Annotated in this window: 12 protein-coding genes and 1 rRNA gene; 5 read left to right on the forward strand and 8 right to left on the reverse strand. The window is 42.6% G+C overall.

Annotated features, from left to right (window positions below):
• A 16S ribosomal RNA gene (locus QZU77_RS08995) occupies nucleotides 1–893 on the reverse strand; the annotation flags it as partial.
• A 626-nt stretch (nucleotides 894–1,519) separates the two neighbouring features.
• Between QZU77_RS08995 and mer the strand changes: the two genes are divergently transcribed.
• The 4 genes from mer to QZU77_RS09015 all read left to right on the forward strand — a co-directional run bounded on the left by mer (nucleotide 1,520) and on the right by QZU77_RS09015 (nucleotide 5,512).
• Complete coding sequence (gene mer / locus QZU77_RS09000) at nucleotides 1,520–2,482, forward strand: 5,10-methylenetetrahydromethanopterin reductase (protein WP_295603276.1); 963 nt, start codon at nucleotides 1,520–1,522, stop codon at nucleotides 2,480–2,482.
• A gap of 111 nt (nucleotides 2,483–2,593) precedes the next feature.
• Nucleotides 2,594–3,676: an archaeosine biosynthesis radical SAM protein RaSEA gene (locus QZU77_RS09005; RefSeq protein ID WP_295603278.1), complete on the forward strand. Its 1,083-nt coding sequence runs from the start codon at nucleotides 2,594–2,596 to the stop codon at nucleotides 3,674–3,676.
• A 38-nt stretch (nucleotides 3,677–3,714) separates the two neighbouring features.
• Nucleotides 3,715–4,197, forward strand: a complete 483-nt coding sequence (locus QZU77_RS09010) for a DUF308 domain-containing protein (protein ID WP_295603280.1) — start codon at nucleotides 3,715–3,717, stop codon at nucleotides 4,195–4,197.
• Between the two features lie 34 nt (nucleotides 4,198–4,231).
• Nucleotides 4,232–5,512 carry an adenylyltransferase/cytidyltransferase family protein gene (locus QZU77_RS09015; RefSeq protein ID WP_295603282.1) on the forward strand — a complete coding sequence of 427 codons (1,281 nt, stop codon included), beginning with the start codon at nucleotides 4,232–4,234 and terminating at the stop codon, nucleotides 5,510–5,512.
• On the opposite strand, the gene QZU77_RS09020 is transcribed toward QZU77_RS09015, so the two are convergent.
• Genes QZU77_RS09020 through QZU77_RS09045 form a run of 6 tightly spaced genes read right to left on the reverse strand, consistent with a single transcriptional unit; the run spans nucleotide 5,502 to nucleotide 10,260 of the window.
• Nucleotides 5,502–6,236 (reverse strand): NAD(P)-binding domain-containing protein, encoded by a 735-nt coding sequence (locus QZU77_RS09020; RefSeq protein ID WP_295603285.1) that lies wholly within the window; start codon nucleotides 6,234–6,236, stop codon nucleotides 5,502–5,504. The two genes, QZU77_RS09015 and QZU77_RS09020, sit on opposite strands and share 11 nt — an antisense overlap.
• Before the next feature lie 9 nt (nucleotides 6,237–6,245).
• Entirely contained in the window at nucleotides 6,246–7,106 is an 861-nt protein-coding gene (locus QZU77_RS09025) for a DUF89 domain-containing protein (RefSeq protein WP_295603287.1), read from the reverse strand.
• A 4-nt stretch (nucleotides 7,107–7,110) separates the two neighbouring features.
• The gene (locus tag QZU77_RS09030; protein WP_295603289.1) at nucleotides 7,111–7,314 is read right to left on the reverse strand and encodes a MoaD/ThiS family protein; all 204 of its coding nucleotides are present in this window, start codon (nucleotides 7,312–7,314) and stop codon (nucleotides 7,111–7,113) included.
• A gap of 5 nt (nucleotides 7,315–7,319) precedes the next feature.
• Nucleotides 7,320–8,237, reverse strand: a complete 918-nt coding sequence (locus tag QZU77_RS09035; protein WP_295603292.1) for a TIGR00269 family protein — start codon at nucleotides 8,235–8,237, stop codon at nucleotides 7,320–7,322.
• A gap of 9 nt (nucleotides 8,238–8,246) precedes the next feature.
• Nucleotides 8,247–9,404, reverse strand: a complete 1,158-nt coding sequence (locus QZU77_RS09040) for a VWA domain-containing protein (protein WP_295603294.1) — start codon at nucleotides 9,402–9,404, stop codon at nucleotides 8,247–8,249.
• Nucleotides 9,405–9,408: 4 nt separating this feature from the next.
• The gene (locus QZU77_RS09045) at nucleotides 9,409–10,260 is read right to left on the reverse strand and encodes a MoxR family ATPase (protein ID WP_295603296.1); all 852 of its coding nucleotides are present in this window, start codon (nucleotides 10,258–10,260) and stop codon (nucleotides 9,409–9,411) included.
• 123 nt (nucleotides 10,261–10,383) lie between these two features.
• Between QZU77_RS09045 and QZU77_RS09050 the strand changes: the two genes are divergently transcribed.
• Nucleotides 10,384–10,797 (forward strand): hypothetical protein, encoded by a 414-nt coding sequence (locus QZU77_RS09050; RefSeq protein WP_295603298.1) that lies wholly within the window; start codon nucleotides 10,384–10,386, stop codon nucleotides 10,795–10,797.
• A 5-nt stretch (nucleotides 10,798–10,802) separates the two neighbouring features.
• On the opposite strand, the gene QZU77_RS09055 is transcribed toward QZU77_RS09050, so the two are convergent.
• Entirely contained in the window at nucleotides 10,803–12,407 is a 1,605-nt protein-coding gene (locus QZU77_RS09055) for a dihydropteroate synthase-like protein (RefSeq protein WP_295603300.1), read from the reverse strand.
• Nucleotides 12,408–12,602 lie beyond the last annotated feature (195 nt).

Below are 12,602 nucleotides of genomic sequence, written 5' to 3' on the forward strand. Positions count from 1 at the left end.
AGGCTCCACGCGTTGTGGTGCTCCCCCGCCAATTCCTTTAAGTTTCAGTCTTGCGACCGTACTTCCCAGGCGGCGGACTTAACAGCTTCCCTTCGGCACTGGAGCAGCTCAAAGCCACCCCAACACCAAGTCCGCATCGTTTACAGTTAGGACTACCCGGGTATCTAATCCGGTTCGCGCCCCTAACTTTCGTCCCTCACCGTCAGAACCGTTCCAGTTAGACGCCTTCGCAACAGGCGGTCCTCCCAGGATTACAGAATTTCACCTCTACCCTGGGAGTACCTCTAACCTCTCCCGGTCTCAAGTCTAATAGTATCTCCAGCAATTCCCACAGTTAAGCTACAGGATTTCACCAGAGACTTATTAAACCGGCTACGGACGCTTTAGGCCCAATAAAAATTGTTACCACTAGAGCTGCCGGTGTTACCGCGGCGGCTGGCACCGGTCTTGCCCAGCTCTTATTCCAAAAGCTCTTTACACTAATGAAAAGCCATCCCGTTAAGAATGGCACTTGGGATCCCCCCGTCGCGATTTCTCACATTGCGGAGGTTTCGCGCCTGCTGCACCCCGTAGGGCCTGGAACCTTGTCTCAGGTTCCATCTCCGGGCTCTTGCTCTCACAACCCGTACCGATCAACGGCTTGGTAAGCCATTACCTAACCAACTACCTAATCGGCCGCAGACTCATCCTTAGGCGAAAAAACATTTAAACAAAAAACCATTACAGGAAAAATTGCCTATCCAGTATTATCCCCAGTTTCCCAGGGTTATCCCGGTCCTAAGGGTAGATTATCCACGTGTTACTGAGCCGTACGCCACGAGCCTAAACTCGTTCGACTTGCATGGCTTAATCGAATCCCAATAGCAGTAACATCTGCCAGGATCAAACAGAATTGAATCACATAACAGACATAATAAGTATAAAGTGACGAGTATTATAATACATATAAAATTTGATATAAAAGTTTCTATAATCAAATTTCACCACATCTACAAAACTTACATCATACTCGAAAAACTCAAGTACTCACAAAAGCACATTCATGATATTAATAATTTAATTAATACAATAAATATGATAATTTATAGCTACATGTGGAAAAGCAACCATCATAGTAAAGATTGTATTAAACAATAATACTTAGGTCATCGCCATAAAACACATAGCACATCTAATAGAGAGGGAAGTTTTATTAACAAAATCAATTAAAAAACATTGCAAAAAATATTAAAAAATAATATTAAAATTTATTAATACCAAAATTAATCAATAGAGTTATAATGACTAATAAAAAATAGAAACAACAATGCTAAAATAAATAAAAAAATGACTTTTTCAAAAATTAAATTTTAAGATCGTGAAACTAACTGAGTATTACAAAAAATATTTTTTTTAATAACACTTATTTTATTATAAGAACCGGAGGACAATAACATAAATGATATTTAAAATTTTCTATCTAATTCAAATAAAAATTACTTTATATATTGCTAACCTAAAATATTATTGGTGATAAAATATGAAGTTCGGTATAGAATTCGTACCACAAATACCATTAAATGAATTAGTAGACTTAGTAAAATTAGCAGAAGACGTCGGTTTTGAATACGCATGGATCACAGACCACTACAACAATAAAAACGTATACGAAACCTTAGCATTAATTGCATCAGCAACTGAAACCATTAAAATGGGTCCTGGTGTAACCAACCCATACGTAAGAAGCCCTGCAATTTCCGCTTCCGCTATCGCAACCATTGACGAAATTTCAGAAGGAAGAGCTACCTTCGGTATTGGTCCTGGTGACAAAGCAACTTTCGATGCTTTAGGAATCGCTTGGGAAAAACCTGTATCCACTATTAAAGCAGCAATCGCTGACATCAACACTTTATTAGCTGGAGAAAAAACCGAAGCTGGTGCAGCATTAGGTGGAGCAAAAGCTGTTCAAGAACACATCCCTATTTACATGGGTGCTCAAGGACCTAAAATGTTAGAAACCGCTGGAGAAATCGCAGATGGTGTATTAATTAACGCTTCCAACCCTAAAGACTACGAAGCTGCTATGCCTATGATCAAAAAAGGTATCGAAGCAGCAGGCGGAGACAAAGCATTTGATGTAGGTGCATACACTGCAACTTCCATTGGTGCTGACTCTGAAGCAGCTAAAAACGCAGCAAAAATCGTAGTTGCTTTCATTGCAGCAGGTTCCCCTGCTCCAGTTATTGAAAGACACGGATTACCTGAAGGATTCAACGAACAAATGGGTGCATTCTTAGCTAAAGGTGACTTCGGTGGAGCTATCGGTGCTGTAACTGAAGAAGCTTTAGACGCATTCTCCGTATGTGGTACTCCTGATGAGTTCATCCCTAAAATTGAAGGCTTAGCTGAAATGGGCGTAACTCAATACGTAGCAGGATCCCCTGTCGGAAAAGACGTAGCAGAATCCATCAAATTATTAGGAGACGTAATTGCAAGTTTCTAAACTTGCTTTCTCTTTTTCTTTTTTATTTTTTTAAAGCATTACACACAACTTAATAACAAACTATTTTTTAGGGATAATTTTTAATTATAATATGATACTAATAATATTATAATGGAAATTGAAAACTTAACAAAAGAAATAAGGCAGCAAGCCTTTGAAAGAAAAGAACCGAAAACCCCCGAACAGGTTGGGGCAAGCTGGTACAATGATGACTTAACATACGACGGTGTTGCCAAGACACTGTTCATAATCCTGCCGACCCCAGGATGTGCATGGGCATTGGGCGACAGCGGAGGATGCACAATGTGCAGCTACGTATCAGACTGCACCCTTGAACCAATAGACACAGAAACCATCCTAAGGATATTCCATGACCACCTGCAAAGGCATCCGATAGCTGAAGAGGACAAGATTTCCGTGAAACTGTTCGCATCAGGAAGCTTTCTAAACCCATACGAGCTTCCAAGGGATGCGCGTGACGAAATCCTTAAAACATTGATGGAACTGGGCAATGTCACTGAAATCATTGTCGAGTCACGTCCGGAATATGTGAAGGAGGAATACCTTGACGAGATATTTGAAATCATAGGGGACACATTGTTCGAGGTGAGCATAGGCCTTGAAACATCAAACGATTACACCCGATTGAACAAGATCAATAAAGGCTTCACACGCGATGACTTTGAGAATGCAGTTAAGCTCATGCAAAATCTTAAAAAGACAAAGGGATACAACTTAAAGTCAAAGGCATACATTTTCGTAAAGCCGATACTGGTATCTGAAAGGCAGGCAATCGACGAGGCAATTGAAACCGCAAGGTACTGCGATTCCATATCAGTCGACAGATTGTCATTCTGTCCGGCAACCATTCATGGCGGAACAGTGATTGAAAGGTTCTGGAGAAAAGGCGCATACCAGCCCCCATGGATCTGGTCATGCGTTGAGATAATCAATACCGTGCGCGATGAACTTGACATTCCGGCACTTCTCGACACTTCAGGTTTCGGCTCAAGGCGTGGCCCGTACAATTGCAAGAAATGCAATAAGGACCTGAAGCATATGATAATAGCCAACAACCTGACACAGACCAGAATCGAGCATGACTGCGAGTGCAGGAGTGAATGGCTGGCCGAGATTAACAATTCCGATATGAACTCATCCACAGTGAAAATCAAACATATCGAATTATATTAATAACATTAGGAATATTATATTAATAGTAGGAGGTAAATATGAAAACTAAATTTATTAGTTTACTGGCTATTATTTTCGGATTAATAATCATAATCTTTCCGATAATGGGTTTTATTGGAGTCAATGCTTTAATTAGCTTATCCGTATTATTAATATCAATCTATTTGCTTGTCATAGGAGTGTCCATTATAGATTACAACAAATCCGGTGCAGTGCTGGATTTGACATTGGGCATAGTATTGTTGATTTTAAGCATTTGCCTGATATTCAACCCATCATTGATTGGATTTTTAGCACAAATCTCATTATACCTTGCGGGAATAATGCTGATTGTTGTCGGACTCGTTTCATTAATTAACAACCGCCAATCCAGATACGGATTCTATATTGGCATAGCCGGCGTGGTGCTTGGTTTATTATACATTATCATTGGAACATACATTTCAAACCCACTGGTCCTTGGAACCTTAATTGGGCTTTGGCTAATAGTTTCCGGTGTTTTGAAATTGATGGATGGTTAAAAATTAACTATCCTTTTAATACTTTCTTTTTTTGGTGTTTATTTTGATTGGAATTAGTGCAGATTTTGACCCCGTCCATAAGGGTCATGAAAGGTTAATACGGGAAGCTCGAAAACTGGCTGACCGGGAAGGCAAGAGGCTGGTCGTGTACTTGAATAAGGGTTTCAGTGCAAACCATGCTCCATTTTTCGTGAATTTTGAAGCAAGGCGTGAAATGGCCTTGGCCCTGGGGGCTGATGATGTTAGGGCATTTGAGGGCCTGCATCACAGATTGGTATTGTCCTATAGCGTGCCGATCAGGCTCAAGCAGATGATTGATGATGGGGTCACCGACTACATCACCTCGGCAAGAATCAGCCTTGATGAAATCAAGTCCAAGGCTCAGAAATTCATTGACGAAGGAAATTTCGTCGGAATGCCTAAAAGCTACACCAACCGCAATGAGATTCGATGGTATGCAATCAACGAGTTTTTAGGCTCGAAATTGAATTATCATGTCGTCAAGGAATTCAATAAGGAAAAATATTCAGGAAGATTGATCAGGCAATCAATCATTGATAATGACATGGTAATTACAGATGACGTTAAGGAATTGCTTCCCGACACCACCGTTGAGATTCTGGAGCGTGAAATCGAAGCGGGCAGGGTTCCCGGCGAGAGGAACTGGAGCGACATCTACAAGCGCATGAACACCTACTCAAGGGGAAACCTTGAAAAGATAGCTTACCTTAACGGGAACACCATCAATGAAATCATAAAAAGAAGAGTCTACAGGGACCCTGAATCAATATGGGCAGTGTTCAGGAGATCCGATTACGGTCCGGTGATGACCAGGTTGGCCATCAGCGCCATTGAAATGGAAGTGACTAAAAAGGAAGTCATGGACCTGATGCTTGGTTATGAGGCCGAGGGCGTCATACCTGACAATCAGAAGGTTCAAAGGGTCATTGACCGTGCATGGTATGTTGCCTGCGAAGGCGAAAAAGGAGTTAGTGCACGTGAAGCGAACAATAGGTTCAGAAGCGAGAACATTAGTGTTGACACTCCCCCATCAATCATTGAGGCCGGGTTGAACCTGACACGCTTTGAAACCAAGATAACAAAAGAGGGAATAGGCACTGACTTGTACGTGGATAAGAATGGCAAGATATCCGTTCAGTTCAAAAGCGAAGGAAAGAAAATCAAAACCAATCTGAGACTGCCTGCACGTGACGTCACATACCTTAGATATGTCATGGATTCCCATTTCATCCCAGTCAGCGGCAGCATCAAAAAGGCTAAAAAAGGGTTTAAGGTCAGGGTCATTATCGGTTGAGTTTTTCCATTGCCGCTTTCACCATTATCAAATCATCATCATTGAAATAACTGATGATTTCATCCAGCTCTTCGGATTTTCTTTTTCGTGACCTTAAGGTATTGTTGATTCGTGATAGGGATTTTTCCCTGAAGCCCTCGCCTTCTGTGATTGTTAATGCATCAAGGAATTCCTCTTCCAGACCGTGTTTTCTTGCAAGGTCAAAGGATTCGATAAGCAGTGCAGATAGTGTTTTTGTATATGTGCTTCTAAGCATCTTCAATATGCTGGCGTCGCCTATCCTGTCGCTTAGCTTAACTGTTTCGATATAGTCGTTTAAAAACACCAGCTCATCTGATTTTTCACCTGAAATGTATAACAATGGTTTATCGGAGTCTATTTTCCCGATTATTGCTCCGTCTACAAGGTTTTCAACATGCTGGGATATTTCATAGGTGGTGTTGGGTGAAACATTGTTTAAATCAAGGTATATGCCCCTTGCATATTCCCCGTATTCCTCTGCTGTGCTGAGTGCGTTTTTTGGTGAGTTGGCGGATATCAGTATATCTGACCTGATGGCCACCTCCTTGACATCATCGATTACTTCAACACTTGATTTTTCAATGTTTTCGATTGTTTCGGGTGAGCGGTTTTCGGTTGAGGTGATGAATGTGATTTCATCAGATTGGATTAGCCTTATAAGATTCTGTGACACTTTTCCAAATCCGATCAATCCAATAATCATGTTAATCACTTATTTTTTAAACAACAGCATGTCATGCAGGTTCACGCCAATGTGCCTTGATATGGTGTTGCATTTAGAGCATAATAGGAAGTAAACTTCCTTATCGGACAAGTCGATTTCACTCAATCCCTCATAGTTCCCCATTCCCTTGGATATTATGAAGTTATGGGCGTTGAATATTTCACGGAACTCATCTGAAATTTCACTGTCAACATAACCCACTGTGCCGCAGCCGATCTCCACTATTTCACCGTACTCGTCAAGGCCAGCATCAAGGGCTTCCTTCATGCATGCGTCATTGAGTATCGGTTGGGATTTGACCGCTATGGTAATGTCGACATCGTATTGCCTGATTTTTTCAAGCAATAGCTTGTCGAAAACTATCTCTCCGGTATTGTCCACCAGGTACAATACCCTATCGTTTGTCTCAAGTGAGTTTTCAAACTCCTCAATGTCCTTGATTGTCAAGTCCTTTTTAAGGGAATCCTTGATTACGGCTTCGATGTCATCGTCCAATGTGAATGCTCCGAAATCCAGGATGTTTCCTATGATGGCTATCTTGACATAGTTCTCGAGACAGTCATCCTCTTCAAGTATCCTCTTGACTTCAGGAATGTATTTGAGCGCTATTTCGTTTCCCTCAATCTTTTCATTATAGTAGGGGTCCCTGCAGCCTGTCCTTTCAATGATCATCTTGTGCATTCTGGAACCTGTGCCGTTTGAATTGGTGTTTTCGGTGAAATTATCGCTTAGGTACTTGAATATGTCGCTCATTATCTCCATTTTCAGGAGCTCATCATCTGTGGACAAATCCAATGCCTCTTTTGCCTGCCTTAAAAAGCATGGTCCGCATTCGTAACTTATCTTCAAGGTTTTAACCACCGTAGATTATTTGAACCAATTGTATTTCATCGCCATCCTCTATGACAGTGTCCTCTATGACGAGTTCGCCGTTCTGCTTGGACACCATTGTCTGTGGGGACAATTCCATCTCATCCAGAAGGTCCTTTATGGTATAGTTTTCGTCGGGTATCTCTCGTTCTTCCTCTATTTGCTTATACTTCAATAAGAATGACATAATTATCACAATCCTAATTCCTCTAGAAATGAGCATGCCTTGCACAGTTCATTGGATGACGGTTCTCCGCACCTCTTGCATCTTCCATGTGCATAGTCCTTCTGCATCTCATCTTTAAGAATCTTTTTTATCTTCTCATATCCTCTCAGGGTGGAGTACTTGATTGTAGGGTGCTTTTCCGCCAGCTGGTTCATCACATCAGATATTTCCCCCCGGAATGACTGCATTGCATATGGGCAGCTGTCGAAGTGGACTTCAAGCTCCTTTGCAACCACGTACAATCCGATTTCACGTTCCGGTATCTCGCGCAATGGCTTTATCTTGACCGTGAACTCATCGGCTTTGGATTCGGTTTTTGCCCCGAGCTTTGTGAGGTTGTCAGTGTTTCCCTCCAGGTAGTTCATCATGATGGCCTGCACCTCATCGTCGAGATTGTGGCCGGTTGCTATTTTTGTCGCACCCATTTCACGTGCGGCCTTGTTTATTATTGTTCTTCTGAAGACTCCACAGTATGTGCATGATCCCTTATGGTTTTCCCGCTGCATTATCTCATCGAGAGTGATGCCGTAATCCTCCTTGAGGGAAACCACCTTATGCTCTATGCCAAGCCTTTCGGCGTGCCTTGTGGCTATGTCAACACCGGCCTGGCGGTAGTTGGCTATTCCCTCATCGACTGTGACTGCGCAAATGTCGATGATGTGCCTTTTTCGAAATGAGTTCAATATTTCGAGTGTGGTTACGCTGTCCTTTCCACCGGACAGTGCCACCAGCACCTTGTCTCCCTTGTCAAGGAGCTTCTCCTTCTTGATTGTCTTGATTACTTTCTTCTCGATTGATTCTATGAAGCATTCCTTGCACAGTATCTGGCCGGATTGCTCTCTTTTATAAATTACTTTAGGATTACCACATTTACTGCATTGCATAACTATTACCTACATCTGCTCTACGAAATGAGCCAGCTGGTTTAGTGTGTTGACTTCAAACACTTGGGCTCCAGCATCCTCATACAGGGAAACGCAACTGTCAACGATATCCCACTTGTTCCTGTCTTCCGGGTTCAGGATGATTACCTTCTTGGCGTCTCGCACCATCTCGCCCACCAGTTCCACACTGGCAGGGATTCCTTTCACCTTTGGCCCTGCCCAGTCCCTGCAATCCGACAGTATGATTACATATGACTTGTTGTTTATGTTCGCCTTCTCCTGGAACTGCTTGAATGCTGAGTACATGTCCGATGTTCCATGCACCATCATGTTCTTTATGCGCATGTCCTTGACCTTAACGAAGGAATCGATGAGATACTCCTCCTTCAATGCCTTTGTTGTTTCAATCACCTTGTTGTCGAACTCGAATGTCCGTGACCTCTTGAATGCGGTCTGTGCCGAGAACATGAGCATGAAAAACCAGCTGCTTATCCATTCGCATGATCCGCTTATGTCATTGAGGAAAAGGTGCTCGTTTTTATGAGGCCTTGGCTTCGCCTTGATAAGCTCCAGTGGAACTCCACCATACTTGAGGTTGGCCCTCATGGTTCTTCTCATGTCAATCCTATGGGAATTGGCCTGGACCTTTCTTCTTGAACGCTTGTTGGCTATTCTTTTACCGAGCCTTTGGCATATCTCAAGCATCCTAGGGTCGAAGCGGTTGAGCTTGGTGAGGTCCTTGTTCATCAGCTCCCCGTCACGCTCGAGTTTCTTTGCCTCGTCGAGCAGCGGCTGGCCGGAGAGCATTTTCAGTTTCTCATTGTCAAGCTTTTCCTTTCGAATCTTTTTGCCTATGGTGTTCTGCTTCTTGATGACGTACTTGTTGGATTTCGGACCTGTTCCCCTGTAAGCCTTTCCACGGTTAGGGTCTTCCACAACGTTCTTTTCAGGCTCGGGCGCCTTGAACACCTCATCGAAAATCTTGAGGAATTTTGGAATGTCATACCTGTCCTTGACATAAATTGCCATCAGTGCTGTTTTCAAGAGGTTCCTGTCGGCATCTCCAAGATTTTGATAAATCTCCATTGCTGATTGGGTGCTTCTTATACTAACGGGCAACCCCTCGCTTCTCAAATCAGCGGAGAGCCTTACAATCTTGTTAATCATCCTATCATTCTTTAAAGATATCTTTCAGTACACGTTTCTTGTCCGTTTCTGTTTTGATGGCCACGCCTACACTGTCCTGCATGGACTGGTCAATGTTTCGGGTTCCAAGGTTGGAAACTGACTTTACCCAATCCACGGTTCCCCTCACTGAAGGCTTTTTCATCAGGTTCAGGTCACGGATCCTGTGAACTATCTTGACCACATGGGATACTGTTTCATCCTCAACTCCAGGCACCTTGGACTTGACGATTTCAATCTCCCTTTCAATGGAAGGGTATGGAATGTATAGGAACAGGCACCTGTCCTTGGTCTCGTCAAGAAGTGACCTTTGTGAGTTTGAAGTCAATATGACTATCAGGTCGTTCTGCAGTTGGAATGTTCCCAAATCGTTTATTGTGATTTCCTGTTCCCCCAATGCCTGGAGAAGAAAACTTTCAACTTCCTCATCCGCCTTGTCGATTTCATCTATGAGCAATACTGAATCCTTCTCATTGAGGAATGCATTGAGTAGTGACCTTCTTATGAAGAAGTCATCTGCAAATATCTCATCAACATTGCTTGTGTCGTTCTTGGCGGCTTCAAGGTGCAGGAGTTGTTTTTGATAGTTCCATTCACCGACAATCTGCTCAAAAGTTATTCCCTCATAGCACTGAATCCTGAAAAAATCCCTATCAAATGATTTGGCGATTACTTTTGCCAGTTCTGTTTTACCCACACCCGGAGGTCCTTCGATGAGCATAGGTTTTCCAAGCAGGAATGACAGGTATAGTGTTGTTGAAATCTCATTATTGGAAACGTAATTGGATTCCAATAATAGCTTATCAATGTCTTTGATTTTTAGATTTTCAATTTGCAAGTTATTAAACCTCATAAAAATTGATTATAGAATATAATTATATGCTATATTTATTTAAACTTATCATCTTATATATAATGACCACATTAAATATTATAATATAAACAAGAATGGAGGTATAAAATGGATTCAGGAAATGCAATAATCATTGCATTAATCGCAATCATCATAGTGGTTGCTGGAGCATTCTTCTTCATAAACGCAAATGGAATATCATTAGCTCCACAAGAACCAGCATTGAATGATACAAACAATAATAATATAACTACCGATAATACAACCAGCGCTCCTGTCGACACTTCAGCAAGCAGTTCCGGAGCAAGTTCAAGTGGTGATTCAGGACCAAGTCCATCCAGTTCACCCGACAGCAGTTCAAGTCAAAGTTCATCCGACAGCAGTTCCAGTTCACAGCCAACTGACACACAAAGCTCATCCGACAGCAGTTCCAGTTCACAGTCCAGTGACAGTTCAAGTTCCCAATCAACTCCACAAGCGGGACAGGCTGAAGGAACCTATGATCCGACAGACTTTGATTAAATAAGTTAATTTTTAAATTCATCAGGATTTTTGAACAATTCAAAATCCTGAACATACTCTTTACCGGTAATCATCGCTATTTCTGCTTTTTGAAGCTCGGAACCTAAATAGGCGGCATGTTCCATACGGGTGACCAGCTCTTTTGTAATAATCTCCTCGTATATTTCCTTTGCGCTGTGCCCTACAATGACCAGGTCGGGCTTGTTTTTCTTGAAGTGTGTTGCAGTGATTCTGCTGTCCCTGACGGTTGTGCCGTAATCCACATTGATCTTGAAGCTTCCTGCCTTGTCGCGTACGAATTTCATCGGTTCTACTTGACGGGTTTCCTCAATGCCTTCACGTTCATTCAGGATGATGTCATTGCGCTTGTGCTTGTCCTTGAATGCCACTAGGTTGATTCCAAGGTCTTTTGGAATTGATTTCCTGTGCTTTGCAAGAAACATCATCTTGGAGGCTGTTGACAATTCATATACGCTTCCCCTGGTTTTTCCACTTTCCTCCGGTGTGAAGAGTATGCTGACGCCCAGTTCCATACCTATTCCTGCAAGCAGGACGTTAACTCCACCGGAATCCGCATCCATGAGTTCGGTCACGTTACCAACTCCGAAAAACATCGGCGCAGGGTTTTGCTTGTGGAATTCATGGCATGCGATGATTGACTCGACGATGCTTGAGCTGTTGACGGGGTCAAGTATCAAATCGGCAACATACCTTATTCCTTCGGTGTCCCTTATCAGCTGATGCATTGATTCAACGCGTTCGGATGGTGATTTTGGTGATTTTCCCTGTGAAAAGTTTGTCGGAAGCAGGACTGCGGGAATGTTCTTTTCTATCAGCAGGTCCTTTATCTCAGAGTTGTTTCCCAAATCCAGGCTAAGCACAAAGTCTATGCCGTGTTCGGCAGCCACCCTTATCTCGTCGGGGTTCAGTGTGTCTATGCTTAATGGCCTGTCTCCCACTATCGGGCGCAGGGTTTCGATTAGTTCGGGAATCTTTTCTGAGAAGTCCTCTCCGGCAGCCATCCCTATGTCTATCATGTCGGCTCCGGAGTCGACGAAGTATTGGCACTTGTTGATCAGCGCCTCCTTTGAGAGGAATGGTGCGTTGGCTATTTCGGACAACACCCTCATCGGGAAGTCCTCCCCCACCGGCAGGTTCCTGATCATTATGTTGTTTGGCTTTTCCAGAAGTTTCTGGATGTTTTCAGTGTCATTTTCAAACTCGTCAATGAATTTGAATGCTTCACTGCGCTTTTCCTCCTCTATCAACTTGTCCGCAGGCTTGTCTTCGGACAGGTCAATGCTTCCCACAAGGTTCAACACCATTGCAAGGTCTGCCCCGTCGGTCGAGCCTTTAAATGTTGGGATTCCAAGCTCCTTGGTGATTTCCCTTGTTCCCTTTTTGATGAGTCCCGGAACAAGGATCATGTCGATTTCATCCAACTGGTCAGAGAAGCATTTCTTCACTTCGTTTATTATGATTCTGGGAGTGAGGAATGCCGCCACCTGGGTGTTATCCACTATATGGACTATTATCTCTTCCTTTGAATCTGATACGACTTCATTTATCAATGGATATGCCAACTCTCCTGTAACTATCAAAACCTTCATGCCAATCCCAAACCTAATTTTTTTATTATAGTCTATTCCTTAATGTTTTTACCATTTAGTAATTTTATTCTTGGGCAGTTATAAACTTGATGTTTATAAGGTTGGTCAAGCTATCCCCCGTTGACTTACGGGTTCATTTAAGTTTTAATAATTTTTGATTATTCTTTTTCCTTCGTTTAGGATGTTTTTTGCGGC

It is taken from the genome of uncultured Methanobrevibacter sp. (assembly GCF_902774605.1).
Classification (GTDB): Archaea; Methanobacteriota; Methanobacteria; order Methanobacteriales; family Methanobacteriaceae; genus Methanocatella.

What these genes read in the sequence shown, in the direction of transcription:
- mer (WP_295603276.1), top strand. Translation starts at nt 1,520, where the DNA reads ATGAAGTTCGGTATAGAATTCGTACCACAAATACCATTAAATGAATTA.
- QZU77_RS09005 (WP_295603278.1), top strand. Translation starts at nt 2,594, where the DNA reads ATGGAAATTGAAAACTTAACAAAAGAAATAAGGCAGCAAGCCTTTGAA.
- QZU77_RS09010 (WP_295603280.1), top strand. Translation starts at nt 3,715, where the DNA reads ATGAAAACTAAATTTATTAGTTTACTGGCTATTATTTTCGGATTAATA.
- QZU77_RS09020 (WP_295603285.1), bottom strand. Translation starts at nt 6,236, where the DNA reads ATGATTATTGGATTGATCGGATTTGGAAAAGTGTCACAGAATCTTATA.
- QZU77_RS09030 (WP_295603289.1), bottom strand. Translation starts at nt 7,314, where the DNA reads ATGTCATTCTTATTGAAGTATAAGCAAATAGAGGAAGAACGAGAGATA.
- QZU77_RS09035 (WP_295603292.1), bottom strand. Translation starts at nt 8,237, where the DNA reads ATGCAATGCAGTAAATGTGGTAATCCTAAAGTAATTTATAAAAGAGAG.
- QZU77_RS09040 (WP_295603294.1), bottom strand. Translation starts at nt 9,404, where the DNA reads ATGATTAACAAGATTGTAAGGCTCTCCGCTGATTTGAGAAGCGAGGGG.
- QZU77_RS09050 (WP_295603298.1), top strand. Translation starts at nt 10,384, where the DNA reads ATGGATTCAGGAAATGCAATAATCATTGCATTAATCGCAATCATCATA.
- QZU77_RS09055 (WP_295603300.1), bottom strand. Translation starts at nt 12,407, where the DNA reads ATGAAGGTTTTGATAGTTACAGGAGAGTTGGCATATCCATTGATAAAT.